General features: G+C 71.6%; 21 protein-coding genes and 2 pseudogenes. 10 read left to right on the top strand and 13 right to left on the bottom strand.

From position 1 onward, the window contains the following. Positions 1 to 8 precede the first annotated feature (8 nt). Positions 9 to 1214: an acyltransferase family protein gene (locus AB5J49_RS01370; protein ID WP_369175015.1), complete on the bottom strand. Its 1206-nt coding sequence runs from the start codon at positions 1212 to 1214 to the stop codon at positions 9 to 11. 101 nt (positions 1215 to 1315) lie between these two features. Further along, a pseudogene (locus tag AB5J49_RS01365) lies at positions 1316 to 1941 on the bottom strand (alpha-ketoglutarate-dependent dioxygenase AlkB). 121 nt (positions 1942 to 2062) lie between these two features. Here AB5J49_RS01365 and AB5J49_RS01360 point away from each other — a divergent pair. Beyond that, positions 2063 to 2689, top strand: coding sequence for a TetR/AcrR family transcriptional regulator (locus tag AB5J49_RS01360; RefSeq protein ID WP_369166593.1), 627 nt, complete (start codon positions 2063 to 2065; stop codon positions 2687 to 2689). A gap of 80 nt (positions 2690 to 2769) precedes the next feature. Beyond that, positions 2770 to 4443, top strand: coding sequence for an FAD-binding dehydrogenase (locus AB5J49_RS01355; protein ID WP_369166592.1), 1674 nt, complete (start codon positions 2770 to 2772; stop codon positions 4441 to 4443). Between the two features lie 40 nt (positions 4444 to 4483). Here the strand turns inward: AB5J49_RS01355 and AB5J49_RS01350 are convergent, their stop codons facing one another. Then, the gene (locus tag AB5J49_RS01350) at positions 4484 to 4834 is read right to left on the bottom strand and encodes a DUF488 domain-containing protein (RefSeq protein ID WP_369166591.1); all 351 of its coding nucleotides are present in this window, start codon (positions 4832 to 4834) and stop codon (positions 4484 to 4486) included. Positions 4835 to 4989: 155 nt separating this feature from the next. On the opposite strand from AB5J49_RS01350, the gene AB5J49_RS01345 reads away from it, so the two are divergent. Genes AB5J49_RS01345 through AB5J49_RS01330 form a run of 4 tightly spaced genes read left to right on the top strand, consistent with a single transcriptional unit; the run spans position 4990 to position 9774 of the window. Continuing rightward, a complete protein-coding gene (locus AB5J49_RS01345) occupies positions 4990 to 6417 on the top strand; it encodes a M1 family metallopeptidase (protein WP_369166590.1) in 1428 nt (475 codons plus the stop codon). Positions 6418 to 6458: 41 nt separating this feature from the next. Next, positions 6459 to 7229, top strand: coding sequence for a L,D-transpeptidase family protein (locus tag AB5J49_RS01340; RefSeq protein ID WP_369166589.1), 771 nt, complete (start codon positions 6459 to 6461; stop codon positions 7227 to 7229). Between the two features lie 29 nt (positions 7230 to 7258). Next, positions 7259 to 7954 carry a response regulator transcription factor gene (locus AB5J49_RS01335; protein ID WP_369166588.1) on the top strand — a complete coding sequence of 232 codons (696 nt, stop codon included), beginning with the start codon at positions 7259 to 7261 and terminating at the stop codon, positions 7952 to 7954. Beyond that, a complete protein-coding gene (locus AB5J49_RS01330) occupies positions 7951 to 9774 on the top strand; it encodes an ATP-binding protein (protein ID WP_369166587.1) in 1824 nt (607 codons plus the stop codon). Before AB5J49_RS01335 ends, AB5J49_RS01330 begins: the two co-directional genes overlap by 4 nt. Positions 9775 to 9809: 35 nt before the next feature. Here AB5J49_RS01330 and AB5J49_RS01325 read toward each other — a convergent pair whose 3' ends face one another. Together AB5J49_RS01325 and AB5J49_RS01320 are read right to left on the bottom strand one after the other, a co-directional pair. Continuing rightward, the gene (locus tag AB5J49_RS01325; protein ID WP_369166586.1) at positions 9810 to 10052 is read right to left on the bottom strand and encodes a WhiB family transcriptional regulator; all 243 of its coding nucleotides are present in this window, start codon (positions 10050 to 10052) and stop codon (positions 9810 to 9812) included. 106 nt (positions 10053 to 10158) lie between these two features. Continuing rightward, a complete protein-coding gene (locus tag AB5J49_RS01320; RefSeq protein ID WP_369166585.1) occupies positions 10159 to 11376 on the bottom strand; it encodes a saccharopine dehydrogenase family protein in 1218 nt (405 codons plus the stop codon). 117 nt (positions 11377 to 11493) lie between these two features. On the opposite strand from AB5J49_RS01320, the gene AB5J49_RS01315 reads away from it, so the two are divergent. Further along, a complete protein-coding gene (locus tag AB5J49_RS01315; RefSeq protein ID WP_369175014.1) occupies positions 11494 to 12195 on the top strand; it encodes a TetR/AcrR family transcriptional regulator in 702 nt (233 codons plus the stop codon). A 137-nt stretch (positions 12196 to 12332) separates the two neighbouring features. On the opposite strand, the gene AB5J49_RS01310 is transcribed toward AB5J49_RS01315, so the two are convergent. Further along, positions 12333 to 13241 carry a LysR family transcriptional regulator ArgP gene (locus AB5J49_RS01310; RefSeq protein ID WP_369166584.1) on the bottom strand — a complete coding sequence of 303 codons (909 nt, stop codon included), beginning with the start codon at positions 13239 to 13241 and terminating at the stop codon, positions 12333 to 12335. Positions 13242 to 13307: 66 nt separating this feature from the next. Here AB5J49_RS01310 and AB5J49_RS01305 point away from each other — a divergent pair, with 66 nt between their 5' ends. Then, positions 13308 to 13922 carry a LysE/ArgO family amino acid transporter gene (locus tag AB5J49_RS01305; protein WP_369166583.1) on the top strand — a complete coding sequence of 205 codons (615 nt, stop codon included), beginning with the start codon at positions 13308 to 13310 and terminating at the stop codon, positions 13920 to 13922. A gap of 78 nt (positions 13923 to 14000) precedes the next feature. Next, positions 14001 to 15308: an MFS transporter gene (locus AB5J49_RS01300; RefSeq protein ID WP_369166582.1), complete on the top strand. Its 1308-nt coding sequence runs from the start codon at positions 14001 to 14003 to the stop codon at positions 15306 to 15308. A gap of 3 nt (positions 15309 to 15311) precedes the next feature. On the opposite strand, the gene AB5J49_RS01295 is transcribed toward AB5J49_RS01300, so the two are convergent. The 5 genes from AB5J49_RS01295 to AB5J49_RS01275 form a co-directional block, all read right to left on the bottom strand. Then, positions 15312 to 15767, bottom strand: a complete 456-nt coding sequence (locus tag AB5J49_RS01295; RefSeq protein ID WP_369166581.1) for a cyclic nucleotide-binding domain-containing protein — start codon at positions 15765 to 15767, stop codon at positions 15312 to 15314. A 336-nt stretch (positions 15768 to 16103) separates the two neighbouring features. After that, positions 16104 to 16325, bottom strand: a complete 222-nt coding sequence (locus AB5J49_RS01290; protein ID WP_369166580.1) for a hypothetical protein — start codon at positions 16323 to 16325, stop codon at positions 16104 to 16106. A gap of 38 nt (positions 16326 to 16363) precedes the next feature. After that, positions 16364 to 18607, bottom strand: a complete 2244-nt coding sequence (locus tag AB5J49_RS01285) for an FUSC family protein (RefSeq protein ID WP_369166579.1) — start codon at positions 18605 to 18607, stop codon at positions 16364 to 16366. A 102-nt stretch (positions 18608 to 18709) separates the two neighbouring features. Continuing rightward, positions 18710 to 20092 (bottom strand): NAD(P)/FAD-dependent oxidoreductase, encoded by a 1383-nt coding sequence (locus AB5J49_RS01280; RefSeq protein ID WP_369175013.1) that lies wholly within the window; start codon positions 20090 to 20092, stop codon positions 18710 to 18712. Positions 20093 to 20466: 374 nt separating this feature from the next. Continuing rightward, positions 20467 to 22374, bottom strand: coding sequence for a long-chain fatty acid--CoA ligase (locus tag AB5J49_RS01275; protein ID WP_369166578.1), 1908 nt, complete (start codon positions 22372 to 22374; stop codon positions 20467 to 20469). A gap of 150 nt (positions 22375 to 22524) precedes the next feature. Between AB5J49_RS01275 and AB5J49_RS01270 the strand changes: the two are divergent. Then, positions 22525 to 22692, top strand: a pseudogene (locus AB5J49_RS01270) (DUF6480 family protein); the annotation flags it as partial. Positions 22693 to 22696: 4 nt separating this feature from the next. Here the strand turns inward: AB5J49_RS01270 and glgB are convergent. Both glgB and AB5J49_RS01260 read right to left on the bottom strand, forming a co-directional pair. Further along, positions 22697 to 24904, bottom strand: coding sequence for a 1,4-alpha-glucan branching enzyme (glgB, locus tag AB5J49_RS01265; RefSeq protein ID WP_369166577.1), 2208 nt, complete (start codon positions 24902 to 24904; stop codon positions 22697 to 22699). Positions 24905 to 24908: 4 nt separating this feature from the next. Continuing rightward, positions 24909 to 26270, bottom strand: coding sequence for a maltokinase (locus AB5J49_RS01260; protein WP_369166576.1), 1362 nt, complete (start codon positions 26268 to 26270; stop codon positions 24909 to 24911). Between the last annotated feature and the right edge of the window lie 33 nt (positions 26271 to 26303).

Below are 26303 nucleotides of genomic sequence, written 5' to 3'. Positions count from 1 at the left end.
AAAGCAGATCATGAGGACGGTGTGACCGGCGGGTCGGTGCGCATCCCGAACAGGAACCGCGTCACGCGCGTCCTGCGCACCAGGAACTCGTACACCGCGAGGATCACCGCCAGTGAACCGGCCACGATCACGGCGTACTTGACCACGATCGGCGCCGGCCAGCCCACCACGCCGTACGCGAAGGCGACCACCACCGGCTGGTGCAGGACGTAGAGCGGCAGGGCCGCGACCCCGAGATACGCCATCGTGCGCGACGGCGGCCGCCCCTCGTGTGGCCGGCCCTCGCGCGGCCGGTCCAGCAGCCCGAGGATCGCCACGACCCAGCACCAGCCCGCCGCCCCGAACACCGCCCTGGTCACCAGGGCCAGCGGGCCCCGCTCGGTGAACGGGTCGTCCAGGGCGAGGAACCCGGGCGCGGTCCCCGCGAACAGGACGATGCCGAACACGCCCACCGGGACGGCGAGTCGGCGCAGCCCGGCACGCACCCGTGCGTCGTCGGCGAGGACGTAACCGAAGAGGAAGAACACCAGGTACGCCCAGCGGTTCCAGCCCGCGAAGCCCTCCTCCATGCCCAGGAAGGCGTTGATCGCGGCGAGCGGCAGGGCGGGCAGGAGGAGCACGGCCGGGTGCCGCGCCACCACCTGCCCGACGGGCTCCGTCCAGGCCGCGAGCGGCTTCGCGACCGGGGCGAGGAGCAGGCTGAAGACGAGGAGCAGGACGACGAACCACAGATGACCGGTCTCGAAGTGCTCCCCTTCGAGAACGAAGGGGAAGTCGGCCGCATCCAGGCGGACGGTGAGGAAGCGCGGCCAAAAACGCAGGTACGACTCGTGGTGGCCCGGGTCGGCGGCCCGCAGCCGCAGCCACTGGGGGAGCGGGCACAGGACGAGCGTCGCGAAGACCAGCGGAACACCCAGGCGCAGCAGGCGCTCACGGGTGAAACGGGCCGGCCCGCGGCGGCGGACCGAGTATCGCGAGCCCAGCCCGGCGACCAGGAACAGCACGGGCATCGCCCACACGACCCCGAGCCCGGCGAGCACGGTGACGACGTCGGTCGTCTCCGCGTTCTTGACGTAGAAGTCGTCGTCCGGGGAGAAGACGAGGGCGGAGTGGAAGAAGACCAGACCGAGGACGACGAAGATCCGCAGCGTGTCCAGCTCGCCGCGCCGGGGAGCGGTGGCCGGTGCCTGCGTCCGAGCGCTCACCCGGACCAGTGTGGGGGTGCGGCAGGGCTTCGCCCAGAGGAAGGGCTGCCTCCGGCACCGTCCGCCGGAGGCAGCCCCCGCGTGCACCGGAAGCAGCCGCCTCCGGAGCCTCAGTGCACGCCGTGCGGACGGAACTGGACGCTGATGCGCGGCCCCGTGGCGCGCGTGGTCTTCGGTACCGCGTGCTCCCAGGTCCGCTGGCAGGAGCCGCCCATCACGATCAGGTCGCCGTGCCCCAGCGGACGGCGCACGGTCTCGCCGCCCCGCATCGGGCGCAGCAGCAGATCCCGGGGCGCCCCCACGGAGAGGATCGCCACCATCGTGTCCTCGCGCGCACCCCGCCCGATCCGGTCCCCGTGCCAGGCGACACTGTCCCGGCCGTCGCGGTAGTAGCAGAGCCCGGCCGTGGTGAACGGCTCGCCCAGTTCCTCGGCGTAGTGCGCGGACAGCGCGTCGCGGGCCTGGGCGAGGACGGGATGCGGGAGTGCGTCGTCGACGCCGTAGAAGGAGAGCAGCCGAGGTACGTCGACCACGTGGTCGTACATCGTCCGCCGCTCCGCACGCCAGGGAACCTCGGCGGCGAGCTGTTCGAACAGGACGTCGGCCCGCTCAGCCAGCCGGGCAGGACGTCGATCCAGGCGCCGTGGCCGAGCCGGGTACGGCGGATCCCGGCGAGAGGCCCGAGCCGCAGCTCGTCGGTCTGGTCGAACAGGGAGCCCTGGAGGTGCGTGGCCATGGTTCCAGCGTACCCCTGATTCGAAAATCTGTTCCCATTAAATTTTCGACCGAGTTTCCGGCCTCCCTATGGATACGTTCGTGTATCGGATACATTTGCGTATCGAACGGAGGCCGGGGACATGGTGGTGAAGGAAACGACCGGGCGCGTCACCAAGCGACGCGTGCGCACGCGCGCCAACCTGCTCGACGCCGCGTTCGCCGTGTTCGCCGCCAAGGGGTTCGGCCGGGTCTCCATCGAGGAGGTCTGCGAGGCCGCCGGCTACAGCAGGGGCGCCTTCTACTCCAACTTCGACAGCCTGGACGAGCTGTTCTTCGCCCTCTACCAGCAGCGCGCGGACCTGATCGCGGAGCAGGTGTCCGGAGCGCTCGCCCTCGACGGGCCGGACCTGGACGTGCCCGCCGCCGTGGACCGGGTCACCGAAGTGCTGCTCCTGGACCGCGACTGGCTGCTGGTGAAGACGGACTTCCTGGTCCATGCCGCGCGTGACCCGGACGTCGCGCAGAGCCTGCTGGAACATCGCGCACGGCTGCGCGAGGCGATTGCCGACCGGCTCACCCGGGTCCGGGGGCACACCGAGCTGCCCGTCGTGCTCGGTGACATCGAGGGCGCCGCCCACGCCGTGGTCGCCGCCTACGACGGAGTCACCACCCAACTGCTGCTGGACCGGGACGTCGAGCACGCTCGCGGCTGGCTCAAGCAACTGCTCACGGCGCTGCTCACCGACGGCAGCGGCACCACCCGATAGCGACATCACCGAGTAGCGACATCACCGAGTAGCGCCACCACCGAATAGCGCCACCACCGTATGAGGAAGGGACGGTCGCCATGGATGCCGACGTCATCGTCGTCGGAGCGGGACTCGCGGGCCTGGTCGCCGCGAGCGAACTGACCAGCCGGGGCCGCAGGGTCGCGCTGGTGGACCAGGAGAACGCGGCCAACCTCGGCGGGCAGGCGTTCTGGTCCTTCGGCGGGCTCTTCCTCGTCGACTCCCCGGAGCAACGGCGCCTGGGCATCAAGGACTCCCTCGACCTGGCCTGGAACGACTGGCGGGGCAGTGCCCAGTTCGACCGGGTGGACGACGAGGACTCCTGGGCGGTGCGCTGGGCACGCGCGTACGTCGAGTTCGCGGCCGGCGAGAAGCGGGCCTGGCTGGACGGACACGGCATCAAGTTCCTGCCCACGGTGGGCTGGGCGGAGCGCGGCGACCTGCGCGCCGACGGCCACGGCAACTCCGTGCCCCGGTTCCACGTCGCCTGGGGCACCGGCACGGGCGTGGTGGAGCCGTTCGTCCGGTACGCCAAGCAGGCCGCGCGCGACGGCCTGCTCACCTTCTGCCACCGGCACCAGGTCGACGAGCTGGTCATCGAGGACGGCTCCGCAACCGGCGTACGCGGCACGGTCCTCGCCGACGACCACTCGCCCCGGGGCGTCGCCTCCAACCGCGACCGGGTCGGCGATTTCGAGCTGACCGCCCAGGCCGTCGTCGTCACCACCGGCGGGATCGGCGCCAACCACGACATCGTCCGCCGCTACTGGCCCGAACGGCTCGGCACCCCGCCCGCCGAGATGGTCACCGGCGTCCCCGCCTACGTCGACGGACGCATGCTCGACATCAGCGCGGAGGCGGGTGTACGCCTGGTCAACCGCGACCGCATGTGGCACTACACCGAGGGCCTGCAGAACTGGGACCCGATCTGGCCCGGCCACGGCATCCGCATCCTGCCCGGCCCGTCCTCGATGTGGTTCGACGCCCTCGGCCGCCGCCTGCCCGACCCGTGCCTGCCGGGCTACGACACCCTGGGGACCCTCAAGCACCTGCGCACCGACGCGGACATCGCCGGGTACGACCACTCCTGGTTCATCCTCAGCCAGAAGATCATCGAGAAGGAGTTCGCGCTGTCGGGTTCCGAGCAGAACCCGGACATCACCGCAAAGGACCGCGCCGGGTTCCTGAAGGAGCGGGTGCTCGGGAAGGGCGCCCCCGGGCCGGTGGCGGCGTTCCTGCGCAACGGCGCGGACTTCGTGACCGCCCCGAACCTGGAGCAACTGGTCGAGAAGATGAACCAGTTGACGGACAAGCCGCTCCTCGACGCGGAGGCCGTCCGGGGCCAGATCGAGGCCCGCGACCTGCAGATCGCCAACCCGTACAGCAAGGACGCCCAGGTACAGGGCATCCGCAACGCCCGCCGCTACATCGGCGACCGCCTCGGCCGGGTCGCCACTGCGCACCGCATCCTCGACCCGGCGGCCGGCCCCCTCATCGGCGTCAAGCTGCACATCCTGACCCGCAAGACCCTCGGCGGCATCCAGACCGACCTCGACTCCCGCGCGCTCGCAGCCGACGGGACGCCCATCGACGGTCTGTACGCGGCCGGCGAGGTCGCCGGCTTCGGCGGCGGCGGCGTCCACGGCTACAACGCGCTGGAGGGCACCTTCCTCGGCGGCTGTCTCTTCTCGGGCCGTGCGGCGGGCCGGGCGGCGGCACGGCAGACGGCCTGACGGTGGTGTACGGCCCGTCTCCTCACGACGGAATCAGGCGTCACGCCTGCAGGAGACGGGCCAGCACGGCGGCGTGGCTCCGCTCGGGGGACTTCGACGAGGTCAGCAGGGTCACCTCACCCTTGCCCGCCAACTCCCGCACGTGTTCGAGGAGTTCGACCGCCTCCGGCTCGGCCAGCTCCGCCTCGTAGCGGTCGGCGAACTCCTCGTACGACCTTTCGTCCGCGTGATACCAGCGGCGCAGCTCCGTCGACGGGGTGAGCCCCTTGGGCCACTCGTCCACGCGGGCCGCGTCCTTCGACAGACCGCGCGGCCACAGCCGGTCGACCAGGACACGCACGCCGTCCTCCGGCTCGGGCGGTTCGTACACGCGGCGGACGCGAATGCTCACGATCGTGCCTTTCTCGGTCGAAGTCGTGCCCGGAGCCTACTGCCGTGAACTCCTATGGCCGACGAAGCGACACAACCTGCCTCGAGCGAGCAGATTCGGGGCGTTCCGACGCCTAGGGTGAGGCCGTTGCCCACCCCCACGCTGGAGGAGCACACGTGAAGCAGGCCATCGGAAAGCAGGCCACCAGACGTACGGCGGTCCTCCGCCGCGAAGCCGTGATCGTGACCGTCCCCCTCGCCCTGGCCGCGCTCCTCGCGACCGCCGGGCCCGCGTCGGCCGGACCCCTCGGTGAGGCCGGCGTGGGCGACCCGTACTTCCCGCTGGCCGGCAACGGCGGCTACCACGTCGAGCACTATGACCTGACCCTCCGTTACGTCCCGACGAGCCGTCACCTCGACGGCAAGGCGGTTCTGACGGCCCGCGCCACCCGGTCCCTGACCCGCTTCGACCTCGACCTCAAGGGCCTTAAGGTCACCGGACTCACCGTCGACCACCGCAAGGCCGCCTTCCGGCGCGACGGACAGGAACTCGTCGTCACCCCGCGCCGCGCCCTGCGCCGGGGCCAGGTGTTCAGCGTCGCGGTCACCTACAACGGCACCCCTGGCCCGGTCACCGACCCGGACGGTTCGCTCGACGGCTGGATCCCGACCGACGACGGCGCCTTCGTCGCCGGGGAGCCGCAGGGCGCCATGACCTGGTTCCCGGCCAACAACCACCCCAAGGACAAGTCGTCGTACGACTTCACGATCACCGTCCCCAAGGGCCGCACCGCCGTCGCCAACGGCGTCCTCCTGGGGCAGTGGACGAGGAACGGCCTGACCACCTTCCGCTGGCACCAGCCCGAACCCATGGCCGCCTACCTCGCCACGGCGACCGTGGGGAGGTTCCAGGTCGAGCAGTACACCACCCGCGACGGCATCCGGGTCTACAACGCCGTCGACCCGCGCGAGGCCGCCGAGGCGGCACCCGTACTGAAGAAGCTGCCCTCCGTCCTGGAGTGGGCGAGCAAGCTCTTCGGGCCCTACCCGTACCGGGCCGCCGGTTCGATCGTGGACCGCGCCCCGGACGTGGGGTACGCGCTGGAGACCCAGACGCGTCCCGTGTACGACCGGGCGCCGAACCTCAGCACCCTCGTCCATGAGAGCGCCCACCAGTGGTTCGGCGACTCGGTGTCCCTGACCAGCTGGAAGGACATCTGGCTCAACGAGGGCTTCGCCACCTACGTCGACTGGCTCTACAGCGAGCAGCACGGCGGCGACAGCGCACAGCACACCTTCGACGCGCTGTACGCCCGCCCCGCGGACGACGTTCTGTGGGAGTTCCCGCCCGGCGACCCGGGCAGCGGCGCGAACATCTTCGGCGTCCCCGTCTACGCCCGCGGCGCGATGGCCCTGCACCGGCTCCGTACGACGGTCGGGGACCGGACGTTCTTCCGGATCCTGCGGACGTGGGCGGGCGAGCGCCGCGACGGCCACGGCACGACAGCGCAGTTCGTCCGGCTCGCGGAACGTGTGTCGGGCAAAGAGCTGGACGCGCTGTTGCGGACCTGGGTGTACGCCCCTGGCAAGCCGAACAAGCCGTAGCTCCTGACGAGTTCCTCACAAGTGTCGGCCAAGGTCGAGTCATGATCACCGACCGACCTCGTGCCGTGCTGCTGGCCGCCTTCCTGTTGCTGACCGGATGCGGCGGGGGAGCCGTGGCGACACCGGCTCACGAGCCCGGCGCCGCCACGGCCACGGCGGGCACGGACATGCCGGGCACGCCGACGACGGACGCGCCCACGCCCGAGATCACGCTGCGGGCCGCCCCGCGGAGACTGCCCGGCCTGGGACCGAAGACCTGGGCCGAGGTGCCCTCCCAGACCCGGCAGGCCGTCGTCGTCACCGGACGCGGCAAGAACTCCCCGCGGTCCACCGTCGTCCTGTACGAGCGCACCGAGGCCGGCTGGGAGGCCGGTGGCAGTTGGCCCGCCCACAATGCCCTGCGCGGCTGGAGCGACCACCACCGGGCCGGCGATCTGCGCTCACCCATCGGGGTCTTCACACTCACGGACGCCGGCGGCCTGCTCCGCGACCCCGGGACCAGGCTGCCGTACGACCACGGGGTCGGATTCACCGCCACCGGCACCGGCTCGGAGGGCGAGCCCCTCGCCGGCTCCTTCGACTACGTGATCGCCATCGACTACAACCGCAAGCCCGGCACTTCGCCCCTCGACTGGACCCGCCCTATGGGTGCGGGCCGAGGCGGCGGCATATGGCTGCACGTCGACCACGACGGACCGACGCAGGGCTGTGTCAGCATCGCGCGGGAACACATGCGGGAGCTGCTGCGCACGCTCGACCCCGACCGGCATCCCGTCGTCGTCATGGGCGACGCCAAGTCGCTCGCCCGCTGAAAAACCCCCGACCGCTTAGGATCCGCCGCGTGTGCGCACATGTGCTGGTCGCCGAGGACGACGAGATGCAGGCCGAACTGATACGCCGCTCCCTGCTGGCGGAGGGCCACACCGCCACCGTGGTCCACGACGGGGCGGCCGCCCTCGACGCCGCCCGCAGGCTCAGGCCGGACCTCGTCGTCCTCGACCTGATGCTGCCCGTGATCGACGGGTTCGGGGTGTGCCGGGTGCTGCGCCGGGACGACGACATCCCTGTGCTGATGCTGACGGCGCGTTCGACCGAGGACGACGTACTTCTCGGCCTCGAACTCGGGGCCGACGACTACATGACCAAGCCGTACAGCCCTCGTGAGCTGATGGCCCGCATCCGCACGGTGCTGCGGCGCAGCGGGCGTGCTGTCGACCGGCGGGAGGAACCCGTCGTGCGCGCGGCGGGCATAGCCGTCGACCCCGGGCGGCACGAGGTGCGATGCGACGGGGCCGCCGTGGAGTGCACGCCGGCCGAGTTCGAGATCCTGCTCGCCATGGCCGCCGAGCCCGAACGGGTCTTCTCCCGGCGGCAGTTGCTGGAGTGCACCCGGGGCACCGACCGGGCCTCCACCGAACGGGCCGTCGATGTCCACATCATGAACCTGCGCAGGAAGATCGAGGCCGATCCGCGCAGGCCGGTGCGGCTGCTGACCGTGTTCGGCGTCGGCTACAAGCTCTGCGGCGGCCGCGGATGAACCGGCGGGTACCGCTGCGCAAGCGCCTCCTGGTCCGGCTGCTGATCGCCACGGTGCTGATCGCCGTGTGCTCGGTGACGGCGACCGCCTGGCTCGCGGTGGAGACCACCACCCGGGCGCTGCGGGAGGAACAGGGGCAGGTCCTCGCGGAGGACATGGACGTCCTTGCCCGCCTCAGCGGCTACGCGGCGACCCACCCCGAGTGGCGGGGAGTGCAGGACACCGTACGGGCGCTGTCCGCGCGCACGGGTCGCCGTATCGCCCTGACGACGACCGACCGCACGACCATCGCCGACTCGGCCCCGCCCGGTACCTCCCTGCCGCCCCGTGCCGCCGCCACCGTCGACCCGCTGCGCGTCGACACGTACACCGAGCGCGGAGCACAGCGCGGCGGCATCGATCCGCGGGTGGTGGGCCCGTACCGGGTGACCGGCGAGGAGCGCGCCAGGCTGGCCAAGCTCGCCCTGGTCCGGCAGAAGTGCTTCGCCCGCAACGGCTACGAGGCCGACGTCGTCCAGACGCCGAGCGGCCGCCCCGTCGTCACGGACCACGACGGGCCCGTCGCGGGCGGCCATGTCCCCGACGCATGCGCCGACGGACTGCTCAACACCCCCACACCGACCGAGGAGAAGGCCCTGGCCGATCTGACCGAGCGCTCCCAGGCGTGCCTGGCCAAGCACGGAATGGGTCCGAGCATGAACAAGTTCGTCGCCGTCGACGTGACCGAGCAACGCCTGGGCACCCGCTACCTCCTGGGCAAGGACGTCAGGCCCGGCGACCGCGAGGCCGTGCGTGCGGCGGAACGCTGTGCCGACGGGGCACGCCGCGCCCAACTCGACCCGTACGTCGCCCCCGTCGCCGAACTCTTCCTGGGCGGTGGCGACACCACCGCCGTCCGCTTCGACATGTCCCCGGCCAACAAGGCCAAGGTCGTCGGCGCCGCCGGGCTCGTGCTCGCGGTCACCGTGGCCGTGACCGCCGTCGTCGCCACCCGGCTCGTTCGGCCGCTGCGGGCACTGACGGAGGCGGGGCAGCAGCCGCCCGAGCTGCATGTGCGTGTCCCCGTCACCACGCGCGACGAGACCGGCATCCTCGCCGCCGCCTTCAATGACCTGACCGAGCGGCGTGAGCGGTGGGAGGCCCAGCGAAAGGCGATGGTCAGCGACATCGCCCATGAACTGCGCAGCCCGCTCACCAACATCCGCGGCTGGCTGGAAGTCACCCGTGACGGCGTCGTCGACCCGGACCCCGCCCTGCTCGCCTCGCTGCACGAGGAGGCCCTCGTCCTCCAGCGCGTCATCGACGACCTCCAGGACCTCGCCGCCGCCGACGCCGGCACCCTGCGCCTGCACCGTGAGCCCGTCCGCGCCGACGAACTCCTCGACCAGGTGGCCGCCGCCCACCGGGTCGCCGCCCACACGGCGGGCGTCAGCCTGCGCACCACGGCCGACGGCACCCCCTGGCTGGACGCCGACCCCGTGCGCATGCGCCAGGCCCTCGGCAACCTCCTCTCCAACGCCCTGCGCCACACGCCGCCCGACGGCACCGTCACGCTCACCGCCCGGCGGGACGGCGACGACGTGGTCCTCGAGGTCACCGACACCGGGGCCGGTATCGACGCCGAGGACCTGCCGTACGTCTTCGACCGGTTCTGGCGCGCGGAGAAGTCCCGCAGCCGACGTACCGGAGGCAGCGGGCTGGGCCTGCCGATCGTCCGGCACCTGGTCGCCGCGCACGGGGGAACCGTCGACGTGGCGAGCGAGCCCGGTGCCGGCTGCGTGTTCGCGCTGCGGTTGCCGGGAGCCGCGGCACCCGACTGAGCCGCGCGCGCGACGCGTCGGCACCGGTCCGCCGGTTACCCGGTTCGTCGGGCCCGCCGCCGCAGCGCCCGGCGCTCGTTCTCGCTCGTGCCGCCCCAGACCCCGATGAACTGCTCCGTGTCGAGCGCCCAGCGCAGACACTGCTCCCGGACCGAGCAGCGCCGGCAGACCTCCTTGGCCTGCTCCGTCTGCAGCAGCATCGGCCCGGATGTGCCGATCGGGTAGAAGAGGTCGGGGTCCTCATGGCGGCAGGCGGCGTGGTCTCGCCAGTCGTCCATCAATTTCACCTGCGATCGTCGTACGTGCCCTCGGTGGATGCATTACTCGGTTTCGAGTCGCCTGTCGATGCGTAAGTGAAACCCCGTGGGACACGGGCGAATCCGGTCACTGTTCGCGCATGCCCCACGGGGAACCGTACGCCGTCAGCAGATCCAGGAAGGGGCGGGCCGGGAAGGCCTCCGGGCCCAGCACGCCCGCGCCGGACCAGGCGCCGGTGGCGAGGAGTTCGAGGGCGACGACCGGGTTGACGGCGGTCTGCCACACCACGGCCTGGGAGCCGTACTCCGCCATGGACCACTGGTTGTCGACCACGTGGTACAGGTACACCTCGCGCGGCTTGCCGTCCTTGACGCCCCGCACCCAGGTCCCCGCACAGGTCTTGCCGTGCATCCGCTCACCCAGCGTCGCCGGGTCCGGCAGACACGCGGCGACGACGTCCCGGGGCGAGACCTCCACCGGCCCGGCGGCGCTCGGCACGGTCACCGGCTCGGTGCGGTCCAGGCCCAACAGGTGCAGCGTCTTGAGCGTACGGATGAAGTCCTCGCCCAGGCCGTACTTGAAGGTCACCCGGCGCGCGTCGACCCAACGCGGAATCAGGAGCACCTCCTCGTGCTCCACGTTCACGCACTCGACCGGGCCGATGCCCTCGGGGAAGTCGAACACCTCGGGCTCGCTGAAGGGCTCGGTGGTGAACCAGCCGCGGCCCACCTCGTGGACCACCGGCGGATTGAGGCACTCCTCGATCGTCGTCCAGATGCTGAAGGACGGCGCGAAGTCGTAGCCGTCGACGGTGAGGTTCGCGCCGTCGCGGACGCCGATCTCCTCGATCTCGTCGAAGAGTTCGTCGGCCGCGTGCCGGGCGAAGACGTCCGACAGGCCCGGCTCCACACCCATGCCGACGAGCGCCAGCGCACCCGCCTTCTCCCACTCGGCGGCCTGCTGGAACTGGGCGTCGCCCAGCTTGATCCCGCACTCCTCGTACGGCCGCTCCGGATGCGGCCTCGACAGCGACATCGCCATGTCGACATACGTGGCATCGGCCGTGCGCGCGGCCCGGAACAGCGGCATCACGAACCGCGGGTCGGTGGCGTTGAGGAGCACGTCGCAGGCGTGCCGCTCCAGCAGCGCGGCCACCGCCGCCTCGTCGCTCGCGTCGACGCGCTCGGCCCGGAACCGGGCGTCACCGCCGAGCGCCGCCACGGCCGCCTCGGCCCGTGCCAGGTCGTAGTCGGCGACGACCATCGCCTCGAAGAACGGTCGCCGGGCCGCGATCCGGGTGGGGGCGGTACCCACCCCGCCGGCTCCCACGAGCAGTACACGCATGACAAGACTCCCTCGACTGAAGGTCTACGACGTGGTGGGGCCCCGCCGGAGATACAACGCCGCCCGCTCACGTAAGGTCAATGGCGTTGGCATAAGGAGGGGGAGGACGGGGCCATGGTGCCGAAACCGGTCGTTCCGGAGGAGAAGCGGCGCCGACGACGTCCCACGAAGAGCGGCACCGTGCTCTCGGAGCGGCTGATCGTCGAGACGGCGCTGCGCATGCTGCGCGAACACGGCAGCGCCGGCCTCACCGCCCGCCGCCTCGGCCTGGCCCTCGACGCCGACCCCAGCACGCTGTACCGGTACTTCCGCGGCATGGACGAGCTGACCCTCGCCATCGGCGACGCCCTCATCGGCCAGGCGCTGGACGGCTGGGAGCCGACGGGGCAGTGGCGGGCCGACCTGCGCGCCGTCGGGCTGCGCATCCACGCCGCCTACGTCGCCCACCCGCAGGCCGCCGCGCTGACGACGAGCCGGGTCACCGGCCGGGCCAACGAACTCGCCGCCGACGAGACCGTGCTGGACATCCTGCGCACCGCCGGATTCCCGCTGTCGGACACCGTGCGCATCTACCACGCCTTCATCGACCAGACGCTGGCCTTCGCCGCGCTCGACGCGGCGTCGCTGGCGCTGCCGAGCGAGTCGCTGCGCGCTGACGAGGACGTGTGGCGCTCTACGTATGGCCGGTTGCCGCGTGCCGCCTATCCGCGGATCGCCGAGGCGGCGCCGCTGCTCGCGACCCGGATGGTGACCAGCGCTTATCCGACGGCGCTGGAGATGCTGTTGGACAGTGCCGCCGCCCAGTTGCAGTCCTTCTGAGGTACTGCCGCGCGGTGCCGTCTTTCGTCCGCGGCGCCGCTGCGGCTGATCGCGCCCACGCGGCGGAGCCGCACATCAATACAGCCCCGCGCCCCTCACGGCGGTGCGGTGCGGCCGGCGGAATCTGCCTGACCTGCTCAGCCGCGCAGCGCCTCCGTCGCCGTTGCCGTCACCGCCTCCGTCACCGCGACCAGCGCCGGCGAGTGCAGCTTCCACTGCTGCCAGTACAGCGGAACGTCGACCGGCCGCTCCGGGGCCAGCTGCACGAGGCGGCCGTCCTTCAGGAGCGGCTCCGCCTGGGCCTCGGGGATCATGCCCCAGCCCATTCCCGCGGTCACAGCCGACAGGAAGCCCTCCGAGGTGGGGACGTAGTGCCGTACGGCACTCGCGCCGGTGCGGCTGCGCCGGAGCCTGCGGACGAAGGTGTCCTGGAGATCGTCACTGCGGTCGAAGGTCATCACCGGCGCCTGGACCAGTGCGTCCCGCAGCGCGCCGCCGAGGTGCCGCTCGGCGAACTGCGGGCTCGCCGCGGCCAGATAGCGCATCCGGCCCAGCGCACGCACGGAACACCCCGCCACGGCATCCGGTGACGAGGTCACCGCCGCCATCACCAGGCCCTCCCGCAGCATCGACGCCGTACGGCTCTCGTCCTCCCGCCGCAGCTCGAAGCTGAGCCGTGGCTCCTGGGGCACGCGCGTGAGGGCCCCCAGGAACCAGGTCGCCAGCGAGTCGGCGTTGACCGCGATCGACACCCGGGTCGCCTCCCCGGCCCCGCTCATGCCGAGCTCGGCCCGCGCATCGCGCTCCAGCCGCGCCAGCTGGCGGGCGAACCGGGCGACGACCTCACCCGACTCGGTCGGCCGCACCGGCTTGGTCCGCACCAGCAGCACCCGGCCCGTGCGTTGCTCCAGCGCCTTCACGCGCTGGCTCACCGCCGACGGCGTCACATGCAGCGCGGCGGCGGCCGCGTCGAAGGTGCCCTCGTCCACCACGGCTAGCAGTGTCCGCACCTGGTCGAGGGGAAGCTCGGTCAGCTCTGTCTTCACGAGCGCTAATGATACGTAAGAATCTTTAGCTGTACTTGTAGTGATCGTTTCCCTAGCGTCGATGCCATGACCAACGCCCTCACCACCGCGGCCGCCGGATTCGGTACCGGCCTCTCGCTGATCGTCGCCATCGGCGCCCAGAACGCCTTCGTCCTGCGCCAGGGGATACGCCGCGACGCGGTCCTCGCCGTCGTCGGCATCTGCGCCCTGTCCGACGCGCTCCTCATCACCCTGGGCGTGGCCGGCGTCGGCGCGGTGGTGGTGGCGTGGCCCGGCGTGCTGAAGGCGGTCGCGTGGGTGGGCGGGGCGTTCCTGCTCTGCTACGGCGCTCTCGCCGCCCGCCGGGTGTTCCGGCCGAGCGGTGCCCTGCTGACCGACGGCGACGCGGCGGGGTCACGGCGCCGGGCGGTGCTGGCCTGCCTCGCGATGACCTGGCTCAATCCGCACGTCTACCTCGACACGGTCTTCCTGCTCGGCACGGTCGCCGCCGACCGCGGCCCGATGCGCTGGACGTTCGGCCTCGGTGCCGCATGCGCCAGCCTGTGCTGGTTCGTCGCCCTCGGTTTCGGCGCGCGGCTACTGAGCCGGCACCTCGCGAAGCCCGCGGCCTGGCGCGCGCTGGACGGACTGGTGGCCGCGACGATGATCGCTCTGGGGGTCAGCCTCATCGCCGGAAGCTGAGATACGGATCCGAACACCCGCCCGGTGCTGCGATAGTGATCCCCGACGAGAAAGATGTAACGAGCATCCAGGAAGCCCGTGGACACCAGCGAGAGCAGTACCGAACCACAGGAGAAGGACCCCTCTTCGGTGACGCCCCAGCGGCGCGGCCGGCGCCGCTGGGCCATGGACACCCGGCCGCTGCGCCGCCCCGCCTACCGCCGCCTGTGGTCCTCGACCATCGTCACGGCCGTCGGCAGCCAGCTCACCGCGGTCGCCGTGCCCAAGCAGATCTACGACATCACCGGCTCCTCGGCCTGGGTCGGCGCCGCGAGCCTCGCCGGACTGCTGCCGCTCGTGGTGTTCGCCCTGTGGGGCGGCGCGGTCGCCGACAGCATGGACCGGCGCAAGCTGCTGCTGATCACCAACAGCGGCATCGCCGTCACCTCGGTGCTGTTCTGGCTCCAGGCCGTCACCGGCCTTGAGTCGGTGTGGGTCCTGATGGTGCTGCTCGCCGTGCAGCAGGCGTTCTGGGGGCTCAACGCCCCGGCCCGCAACGCCTCCATCGCCCGCCTGGTGCCCGCGGGTGAACTGCCCGCCGCGAACGCCCTCGGCTCGACCGTCATGCAGACCGGCCAGGTCGTCGGACCGCTGCTGGCCGGTGTGCTCATACCCGTCATCGGCCTGGCCGAGCTGTACCTCATCGACGCGCTGGCACTGTGCGTCACGGTCTGGGCGGTCGTCCGGTTGCCCGCCCTGCCGCCGCTCGCGGGCGCGACGGCCACCACGAAGCGGCGCGCGGGCGTGCGGGAGATCGCGGAGGGCTTCCGCTACATCGCCCTGCACAAGGTGCTGTTGCTGTCCTTCCTCGCCGACGTCATCGCGATGGTCTTCGGCATGCCCCGCGCCCTGTTCCCGCAACTCGCGAGCCAGACCTACGCGTCGTACGGCGAAGGGCTCGCGCTCGGCCTGCTGTTCGCGGCGATCCCGGTCGGCGCGGTGGCCGGCGGGCTGTTCTCCGGCACGTTCTCCCGGGCCCGCCGGCACGGCTGGATGGTGATCGGCGCGGTGGTCGCCTGGGGCGTGGCCATCACCGGCTTCGGGCTGAGCAGCAGCCTGTGGCTCGCGGTGCTGTTCCTGGCCCTCGCCGGAGTCGCCGACATGGTCTCGATGGTCTTCCGCGGGGCGATCCTGCTGTCCGCCGCCAGCGACGAGATGCGCGGGCGGATGCAGGGCGTCTTCACGGTCGTCGTCGCGGGCGGCCCACGCCTCGCCGACGTCCTGCACGGCACGGCCGGCTCGGCCTTCGGCGCGCGTACGGCGACCGTGGGCGGCGGGCTGCTGGTGGTCGTCGTCATGCTGGGGCTGGCCGCCGCGCTGCCCGCCCTGCGCCGCTACCGTGTCTGAGGCTCAGATCGCACTGCGCCGGTGTGGCCCGTACTGCTCCATCAGCCTGCCGCGCGTCATCTCCAGCCGGTGCGCGAGGATTTCGGCGACATGCCGCACCAGCGACATCCCGAGCCCCGGATCCTCCTCGCACAGCCGCAGCACCGCCGCCGCCTCGAACTCGTAGGCACGCACGGGGCTGAAGGCCTCTGCACCGAAGTCCCACAGGTACGGCGGGAACAGCCAGGACCAGCCGAGCAGATCGCCCGCGCCGAGGCTGGCGACGGTCACCCGCTGGATCGACGTCACCCGCTGGTCGAGGGAGACGGCGCCGGAGCGGATGACCCAGAAGCGGTCGGCCGTACCGCCCGCCTCGAAGATCCGGGCGTCCTCCGGGAAGGAGACCTCCCGGGCCAGCGACATCAGGCGCTCACGTTGAGGTGGCGGAAGGGCCGCCAGCAATTTGATCGCTTTGGTCATGACACGGGGCTCCTCACCGGCGAGTGAGGTTCCGGGGCTTTCCCTGGATCCATTTCAGCTGCTGCCGCCGCCCTGAGCACCTCGGCGGAGGGCGGTTTCGGCGGGGAGCCCGCGCGCGGCGGGTCGTCGAGGGCATTAAAAAGCCCTGGCCGGACGGGGGAGGCCAGCCAGGGCCGTTAGTGGTGGTTCGGGGGGACTTGTACGGTCTACCCCTCGACCACGTATGTATGAACCGTAAACCATCTCCGGGGATTCTGCGTAACCAAAACCGGGGTACGTGACCGGTTTCACTTCGGTCCTGTTCAGCTTCGGCCCTGTTTCACTTCGATCCCTGTCTCAGGGCCGCTCGGGGTGCTTGCCCGGGGTCAGGATCTCCTCCAGCACCGTGACCACGGCCTCGTAGGCCAGGGTCCGTACGGCGGCGTCGCGGGCCCCGTCGGGGTCGGCCGACCGCAGCTGCTCGCTCCTCGCCCGCCACGTCCGCTCCTCCTGCCGGGCACAGGCCCTGGCGCGCTGCATGCGCCGCATCAGTTCGTCTGAGTCCACGACATCGGTCATGTCATCCGCGTACCCCGCGGTATCGGCCCGATGCGCGGTCAGCCCTCCGATGCCTTCACCGGCACCCCCAGCGGACGGGCCAGACCGGCCACACCCTCGTCGAGACGCTGCAGATGCCGCAGGACACGGTCGGTGACCCGGCCGTAGCGCGGTGCGCCGGGGGCGGGCGGTCCGAGGAGCGAGGCGATGCTCGGACCGGTCTCGATCCGGGTCGTGGCGTGTTCGTCGGTGACGTGGGCTGCGATCGCCTCGATGTTGTGCGCGATGCGCCCCGCGGCCCGGCGCAACCGGGGATCCGCCGCGATCGAGGGATGGGTGGGAAGCAGCTCGGCGGTCGCGGCCAGCGCACGCGCGTGGTAGGCGCACGTCTCCAGCAGCGCGACGACGTAGCGAGCGGTCTCCCGGCGGGCCCGCAGGGGCGTGACCGGATGCGTGAGGGGCTGGGTGGCGGCACGCAGATCGGCCAGCGCCTGGTCCAGGTCACGCGCCTGGTCGAGCAGGTCGACTTCAGGCCCGCCGCTGAGCTGCTCGACGGCGCTGCGGGTGACCTCGCCGAGCCGTCCCAGGACCGTGGCGAGGAGCTCGTTCGTCCGGCGGTCCGTCTGCACCGGCAGGACCAGCGCGGCAGCGATCACCCCGCAGGCCGCGCCGAGCGCCGTCTCCTCGATGCGCAGCACGAGCACCGAGAGGCTGTAGGTGTGCAGCAGGGTGTAGAGCAGCCCGAGCGCCGCGGTGACGAAGAACGACACCAGCGTGTAGGACAGCGGTGCCGAGTAGAACATCGCGAAGACGAACAGCAGCACCAGCGCGAACGCCGTCCAGGTATGGCGTCCGACGGCGCCCGCCAGCACGATCCCGGCCAGGACGCCGAGCACGGTGCCCAGCAGACGGCGGTAGCCCTTGACCAGGATCTCGCCCGTGGACGCGGTGTTGAGGAACACGATCCAGCAGGTCAGCACCGCCCAGTACCAGCGGTCCCGGGACAGCAGCTCGCCGCCGATCATGGCCAGCGTCGACCCGACGGCCACCTGCACGGCGGCCCGTGTGGTGGGCCGCCGCAGCCCGGTGGGCTTGTGCGGGTCCTCCTCCGTGTCGGCGTCGAGTACGGCGTCCTCCGCGTCCAGTTCCTCGCGCGAACGGGCCGTGGCCGGGGTGTCGTCCGACTCGTCCTGGGGTCCGCCGAGGGCGATCCGCAGCCCGAGGACCGCGCGGGCGGCCTCGCCGACGGCCCGGAAGACGTCCTGCACGGCGGGGGAGGCGTCGGGTAGGTTCTCCTCGTCCCGGTAGCCGAGGAGCCGATTGCGGACGCGGGACAGCGCGGTTCCGGTGGCCTGGTCGACCGGACGCAGGACGAGCAGGCGCAGCGCCTGGAGGTCACGTCGCAGCGCGGCGGTCCCCTCGTCCCGTACGGGCAGTCGGCCGCCCGAGGGGAAGGGCGCTCCCGGCAGATGCAGGGCCAGCGTGTCCGCCCGCTCGGCGCCACGGGCGGCGAGCAGCGACAGCCCGAGGCGCTCGGCGGCGATCTCGGCGTCCGCGACGCGCCGTTGGACGAGCCGGGCCACGGCCTCGTCGGTGGTCCCCTCCGCCAGCCGGCCCTGGATCAGCAGCGCCGTCTCATGCAGCCGCCCCGTGCCCTCGCGCACGCCCTCCAGCGCCCGGTCCGCATCGTCAGGACCGGCGTCCAGCAGGTCGAGCTGCGCGGACAGCAGCTGGGCCAGCCGGGCGCGGAAGGCCCCGCGCAGCCGCTCGAGCACCCCCGTCGGCGTCTCGGGGACGACGGCGAAACGCACCAGCGCGCTGCACACGAAGGCCACGGCGACCGCGCCGTACAGCTCGGGCAGACCGGAGACGGTGGCGCCGACGAACAGGGACACGAAGTAGATCTGGAAGCCGATCAGGCCGAGCGCGGTGCCGCGGTCGCCGAACCTGCGGCCGTAGACGGCACAGAAGATGAGCGCGACGAAGACGAGGTCGCCGGCCACGACACGGCTGTGCAGCGCCGCCGCCAGCGTCATGGACACCAGCGCCACCGGCAGGCCCAGGGCGAGCGTGACGGCCTGCTGTCCGCGCTGCTTCTCCCGGATGGCGAAGGTGGCGACCATCGCCGCCAGGGCCCCCGCCACCAGGTGGGTCACATCGGTGCCCAGCAGGGCGAGCACGGCGACCGCGAGGGCGATCGCGCCCGCCGTGCGCAGCCCCGCGGTCAGCCGCAGCAGGCCGGGGTCCGACGCCGCGACACGGTCACGCAGTCGCGCCCGGACCGGCCGTCCCACTGCCCTCACGCCGCCGTACTCTCTCCCGCTCTCTCCTCGTTCACGCCACGAACCGCGGCTCGGCCGAGGCCGTCACGTTCACCCCTCGGGTCGCCCATCGGGCACCCGGGGTCACCCATCCTTCCCCTCGGCGCCGTCCTCCCCGGTGACCTGCGCCTTCAGCTGCTCCGGCGTCAGATACGCGTGACTGAACTCGAAGTCCTTGAGCTTGGCCGGACTGCGGGACTGGAACCCGGTGCGCACGAAATCGTCCCCGGCGACGGCGTTGAGCAGCCAGTTCGTCATGACGCGGGTCTTGGCGACGTTGGTGCGCAGCGCCGACCAGTGGTAGCCACGGGCGACGGCGAGGGCGGGCAGGCCCTTCAGTTCGACACCGAGGGGCTTGGAGACGGCGTCGCGGCCGCCGAGGTCGACGACCAGGCCGAGGTCCTTGTGCTTGTACGGCCGCAGCGGCTGGTTGCGCAGGGCCGCGATGACGTTGTCGGCGACGACCTTGCCCTGGCGCATGGCGTGCTGGGCGGTAGGCGGGCAGACGGCGCCCTCCTCCTCCTTCGCCACGTCGGGGACCGCGGCGGCGTCGCCGAGGGCGAACACACCGTCGTGGCCCGGCAGGTTCATCTCGGCCGTCACCGCGAGCCGTCCCCGGACCGTTTCCGCGCCGAGCGTGCCGATGAGCGGGCTGGCGACGACGCCGGCGGTCCAGATCAGGGTCCGGGTGGGCACGACGCGGCCGTCGGTGAAGGTGACCTCGTCGGGACCCGCCTTCGCGATGGACACGCCCAGGGAGATCTCGATGCCCCGCTTGCGCAGGATCTCCTGGGCGTCACTGCCCAGCTTCTCGCCGAGCTCGGGCATCAGCCTCGGCGCGATGTCGATCAGATGCCACCTGATCAGCTTCGGGTCGAGCCGCGGATAGCGCTTGACCGCGTTGTGCGTCAGCTGCTGCAGGCACGCGGCTGTCTCGGTGCCCGCGTAACCGCCGCCGACCACCACGAACTGCAGCCGTGCGGCGCGCTCGGCCGGATCGTGGCTGGCGTCGGCGAGGTCCAGCTGGGAGATGACGTGGTCGCGGAGATAGGCGGCCTCCGCGAGCGTCTTCATGCCGTACGCGTTGTCGGTGAGCCCAGGGATGTCGAATGTGCGGGTGATGCTCCCGGGGGCCAGCACGATGTAGTCGTACGGCTCGTTGACGACCTCGTCGGTGATGGTGCGGATGACACAGGTCTTGGCCGCGAGGTCCACGCCGATGGCGCCGCCCGGAATGATCCGGGTGCGGTACTTGCGGCTGCGACGCAGGGACACGGCGATCGACTGGGGCGTCAGGACGCCGGAGGCGACCTGAGGGAGAAGTGGCAGGTAGAGCTGGTAGGAGGACGGCGTCACCAAGGTGATCTCGGCTTCGTCCGGGGAGAGTTTGCGTTCCAGTCGGCGAACGCAGCCAACTCCGGCGAAGCCTGCGCCAACCACCAGGATCCTGGGTCGTGTCACGGTGATCTTCCCTTCTGCGGCTCCAGGCGGTCTGCCTCGACGTCGTTCGCCTGCCCCTGAATCGCTGCTTCGCACGCATCGATCCCACCGCGCCACCGGTCGTTCCGCCAGCCGGGTGCGGCAGGCAGATGAACCCGTCGACAGCCACCCTGCCCCAACCGGCGCGGGAGCACACCGGTTCGGAAGCGAAAGACATGTACGCGTGATCTTTGACGGGCGATTGGTCTGGATCTACCGCCCCAGTCGTTCGTCCAAGTCAGGGCCGCAGTTCATGTACGTGACCGACGTGCAGGGTCCCCACCTCGGACCAACGACGGCGACCAACGGGCTGAACGGCGCGCGCTCCGCCACCTCACCGGAGGAACGCGCGCGGTCAGCGGTCAGCGGAAGACGTTGTCCGCGTCGTCCCAGTGCGCCAGCTCGTCCACCACCTGTTCCCGGGGCGCACGCGAGCGGGCCTGGTACATCGCGTCGATCTGCTGCGCGTAGTGCCGCACGATCGCGTCCCGGCGCAGCTTCATCGACGGCGTCAGCAGACCACTGGCCACGTCGAACGGCTCCGGCAGTACCCGGAAGACGCGGATGGACTCCGAGCGGGACACCGCGCTGTTGGCCGCGGCCACGGCCCGGGCGAGCTCCTCCCGCAGCGCGTTCTCCTCCCGCGCCTCCCTGACACGCGCGTCGCTGCGCACCGCGAGGGACTCGCGCCAGTACGCCAGGAAGTCCGGGTCCAGGGTGATCAGGGCGCCGACGCAGGGCCGGTTGTCGCCCACGACCACCGCCTGATGGATCATCGGATGCTGCCTCAGGCGCTGCTCCAGGAGCGCCGGGGAGACGCTCTTGCCGCTGCTGGTGATGATGACGTCCTTCTTGCGCCCGGTGATCGTCAGATACCCCTCGGAGTCCAGCCGCCCCAGGTCCCCGGTGGCCAGCCAGCCGCCGCGCAGCGCCGCCCGTGTCGAGGCGTCGTCGTTGACATAGCCCTGGAACACCGACGGCCCGCGCACCAGGATCTCCCCGTCGTCGGCCACCCGGATGTCCACGCCCGGCAGTGCCTGCCCGACCGTCCCCGACATCTCCCGGCCCACCGGCTGCGCCGTGACCCCGCCGCAGGTCTCGGTGAGGCCGTAGCCGTCGTTCACATAGACGCCGATGCCCTCGTAGAACAGGGAGAGTTCACGGTTCAGGGGCGAGCCGCCGGACGTCGCGCGGCACACTCTGCCGCCCATGGCGGCCCGCAGCTTGCGGTACACGGTCCGCTCGTACAGGGCGTGTTGCAGCCGCAGATCGAAACCCGGGCCGGGCCCGCCGCCCAGCCGGTGCCGCTCCAGGGCCGCCGCGAAGTCCCGTGCCGTGTCGGCGGCCCGCTCGAACAGCGCGCCGCGGCCCGTCTGCTGAGCCGCACGCAGGAAGTTCTTGTAGATCTTCTCGAAGATCGACGGTACGGCGCAGAAGTAGGTGGGGCGGAAGGTGCGCAGCGCCGACGACAGGGCCGCCTCGCTGAGGTCGGGTTCGTGCCCCATCAGCATTCCGCCGCGGACGCACAGCGCCTGCACCAGGAGGCCGTACACATGGGAGAACGGCAGGAAGGCGAGCACCGAGCCCTGCTGCTCGCCGGGCGGGATCACGGTGTGGCCCCAGCCCGCGAGGAGTGTGTCGCAGGGGCTCGCCAGACCGCGGTGGCTCAGCGCGCAGCCCAGCGGACGGCCCGTCGTGCCGGAGGTGTACATGACCGCGGCGGTGGAGTCCGGCAGCACGATGCGGCGCAGCGACTCGACCGTGGCGAGTGGAACGAACTCGCCCCGCTCCACAAGCTGCTGCAGCCCTCCCGTGTCCAGTTGCCAGACGTGGCGCAACTGCGGCAGCGATCCGCACACGGAGCCGACCGTCATGATCGCCTGCTCGTCCTCGACGACGACGGCCACGCACTCGGCGTCCCGCAGGATCCACTCGACCTGGTCGCGCGACGACGTCGGATAGATCGGGACCACCTCGGCGCCCACCGTCCACAGCGCGTAGCTGAGCACCGTCCACTCGTAACGCGTGCGGGCCATGATGGCCACGCGGTGGCCCGGCGAGATTCCGGACGCGATCAGCCCCTTGGCCAGATCGGTCACCTCGTCGCGCAGTTCCGCGGCGGTCACCTCCTCCCAGGTGGTGGAGGATGCATCGGGGTGGCGCGCGAGCATCGGTAGTGTGGGATCGAGGGCCGCCGTCTCGAAGACGCTGTCGGCGAGCCCTCCGGTCAGGGGCGTGACGGTCGGGGGAGCGAGGCCGAGATCGCGCATGCGCTGCTCCTGGTGCGTACCGGGTGTGACGTCACCGATGAGTACTGTTATCGGCGCTGCCCGAATCTAGCCCAGGTAAGAGCGGACGGTGCCCGGAACTGACAATTGACCCCGTTCGGTGATCTCGGCCCAGTGGGGAACCCGGGTGACATGACACATTCGAACCCTGATCCGAATTCCGCACCAAACCGCCGCCCGAACCCCGATCCGGAGCCCGAGCACACCACCGGCCTCGAGCCCGGCGGCGGCGTACCACCCGGCGAGACCCCGCCCGCGGAGAGCAGCATGCCCGGTGCGGGCAGCCCAGCGCGGACGCACCGGATCAGGGCGACAACCACACCGTCGCGAGCGGAGGCAGCGTGAGCCGGATGTGCCCGTCCTGCGGCTTGAGGGGGTCGGGGTTGGTGACGTCGCTGCCGCCGTAGTGCGCGGCGTCGGTGTTGAGGGTCTCCTGCCAGGCCTCGATGTGGTCCGGCACCCAGAGGCGGTAGTCGTGACGGACGACGGGGGAGAAGTTGGAGACGGCGAGCAGGACATCGCCGTCGGCGCCGAACCGGAGGAAGGCGAAGACGTTGTCCTCGGCGGCGTCGCCGAGCACCCACTGGAAGCCGGCGGGGTCGGTGTCCCGCTCCCACAGGGCTGGCGTCGCCCGGTAGAAGGTGTTGAGGTCACGGACCAGCTCCCGCACGCCCCGATGGTCACCCGCGGACGCGTACCCGGGATCCAGCAGCCACCACTCGGGACCGTGCGCCTCGGACCACTCCGCGCCCTGGGCGAACTCCTGGCCCATGAAGAGCAGTTGCTTGCCGGGGTGGGCCCACATGAAGCCCAGATACGCCCGGTGGTTGGCGCGCCGCTGCCACCAGTCGCCGGGCATCTTGGAGACCAGCGCCTGCTTGCCGTGCACGACCTCGTCGTGGGAGATGGGGAGCACGTAGTTCTCGCTGTAGGCGTACACCATCGAGAAGGTCATCTCGTCGTGGTGGTACTTGCGGTGCACCGGCTCCTTGGCCATGTACTGCAGCGAGTCGTGCATCCAGCCCATGTTCCACTTCAGCCCGAACCCCAGCCCGCCGCTGTCGGTGGGCCGGGTCACCCCGCCCCAGGCGGTCGACTCCTCCGCGATCGTGACGACCCCCGGGTTGCGCCGGTACACGGTCGCGTTCATCTCCTGCAGGAACGCCATCGCGTCCAGGTCCTCCCGGCCGCCGAAGGCGTTCGGCGCCCACTGCCCGGACTCCCGCGAGTAGTCGAGGTAGAGCATGGAGGCGACGGCGTCCACCCGGAGCCCGTCGATGTGGAACTCCTCGCACCAGTACGTGGCGTTGGCGACGAGGAAGTTGCGCACCTCGGTACGTCCGTAGTCGAACTCGAACGTCCCCCAGTCCGGATGCTCGGCACGCCGCGAGTCTCCGGGCTCGTACAGCGGGTCCCCGTCGAACCGGGCCAGCGCCCAGTCGTCCTTGGGGAAATGGGCCGGCACCCAGTCCACGATCACGCCGATGCCGGCCTGGTGCAGGGCGTCCACCAGGTACTTGAAGTCGTCCGGCGTCCCGAGCCGCGCGGTCGGCGCGTAGAAGCCGGTGACCTGGTAGCCCCAGGAACCGGCGAAGGGGTGCTGCGCGACCGGCATGAACTCGACATGGGTGAAACCGAGGTCGCGGACGTACGCGGGCAGCTCCTCGGCGAGTTCGCGGTACGTCAGACCCGCCCGCCACGACGGGAGATGAACCTCGTACACCGAGAAGGGGGCCTGGTGCACCGGGACGTCACCCCGGTGCGCCATCCACCTCTCGTCGCCCCACTCGTAGTGCGAGGCGTGCACGATCGACGCCGTGTCGGGCGGGACCTCCGCGCAGCGCGCCATCGGGTCTGCCTTGAGGAAGCGGTGACCGTACCGGGAGGTGATCTCGAACTTGTACCGGGCGCCCTCGCCGATACCCGGCAGGAACAGTTCCCACACCCCGGACGCCCCGAGGGACCGCATCGGGAACGCCGTCCCGTCCCAGCAGGTGAAGTCGCCGGCGACCCGCACGCCCCGGGCGTTGGGCGCCCAGACCGTGAAGCGGGTACCGGCCACGCCCTGGTGGGTCATCGGCTCGGCGCCGAGCGCCCTCCACAGCTCCTCGTGCCGGCCCTCGCGGATGAGGTGCAGGTCGAGCTCGCCGAGGGCGGGCACAAAGCGGTACGGGTCGTGGACCTCGCGCTCGTCGGCCCCGCTCTCCTCGTACGAGACCAGCAGCGTGTACGCGGGGATCGCGTCCAGCGGCAGCACGCAGGAGAAGAGGCCGTCGCCCTCCGAGACGAGCGCGGTGCGCTCGCCGTCGACCATGACGCTCACCGCACGTGCGAACGGGCGCAGTGCCCGCAAGGCGATCCCGCCCGGGACGGGATGCGCGCCGAGCAGCGCGTGCGGATCGTGGTGGGCGCCCGACAGCAGGCGCTCCCGGTCGGACGGGTCCAGGACAGGCGCGGCGCCGCGGCGGCCCGGGCCGGCCGATTCGGGGCGCGAGGTCTCGTGCAGGGCCATGGGGTCAGGCTCCTCTCACGGCGAGGCGTTCGATCGCCGCCATCGGTACGGGCAACCAGTCGGGTCGGTGCCGGGCCTCGTACAGCACCTCGTACACGGCGCGGTCGGTCTCATACGCACGCAGCAAGCCGTGCTTCTTGCGGGGGTCCCACCCGGCGAGGGCGGCATAGCCGGCGCAGTAGGCCTCCCGGCAGCGGCGTGCCCACTCCGGACGCCACGGGCGGCGCTGCCGGGCGGCGTAGTCGAAGGAACGGAGCATGCCGGCGATGTCCCGCACCGGCGAGTGGAGGCCGCGCCGCTCGGCGAGCGGGCGGGACGGCTCGCCCTCGAAGTCGATGACGAACCATTCACGGCCGGCCCGCAGCACCTGTCCCAGGTGCAGGTCGCCGTGGATGCGCTGGGCGGGCGGCCCGGGATCGCAGCTGGCGAGGGCGCCGAAGGCGGTGCGCAGGCCGGGGACGTAGGGCTGGAGGGCGGGGACGAAGTGCGCGGCGATCTCCAGGCGCTCCGTCATCGCCGCCGCCGTACGCCCGTTCTCGCCGTGGGCCCGGGAGGGGAAGGCCGAGGCCAGCGCCAGATGCACTTCCGCCGTCGCCCGCCCCAACTGACGGGCCTCCGCCGTGAAGTCGCCGGCCGAGGCCAGCGCGTCGAGCGCCAGCGTCCAGCCGTCGGAGGCGTCCCGCAGGAACGGCTGCAGCACACCGAGCGTCGCCTCCCAGGGATGCGTCGTCCGGAACCAGGCCAAGGGGGCCGGTACGCGACGGCAGCCCTGCTCGGCCAGCGCGCCGGACAGCTCCAGGTCGGGGTTGACGCCCGGCTGGATGCGCCGGAAGAGCTTGAGGATGTACGTGTCGCCGTACACCAGAGAGGAGTTGGACTGCTCCGCGTCCAGCAGCCGCGGCACAAGAGCCGTCGGCACCGACACGGACGGGTCCGCCTCGAAGCGCAGCGGGCCGGCCGCGCCCGGATGCCGCAGCCGTTCCAGAAGCAGCTGGGCCGACCGCGGGTCCTGCAACGCGTCGAAGACCGTCAGACCGGCCAGCGGCCCTTCCTCCGCCCGCCCGATGAGCGCCCGGCCGAGCCGCGGCGACAGATGCTGCCGTACGCCGAGCAGCAGCTGGTAGCAGTCACCGGCCGGGGGAGCCCCACCGGGCGCGGGGACCCCCGAGTGACCGGCGTGCACCAGCAGATGCAGACAGCCCGGGAACAGCTCCGTCATGGAGAGCAGCGCGAGGTCCGTGACGGGCCGGTCCTTGCCCGCGAACCAGCGCTGCCGTGGCAGCCACTCGCGCAGCAGTCCGGCGAGCGAGGCCATGGGGCTCGCGTCGACCGTACGGCTCGGTCGGGGAGATGCGGTCTTCTGCATGGTGACCCGTCCTTTCCTCGGCACACGCTCGAA

The sequence above is a fragment of the Streptomyces sp. R28 genome, assembly GCF_041052385.1.
Lineage (GTDB): Bacteria > Actinomycetota > Actinomycetes > Streptomycetales > Streptomycetaceae > Streptomyces.
Note: the sequence above shows the minus strand (reverse complement) of the source record. Positions and strands in the feature narration are given on the sequence as shown.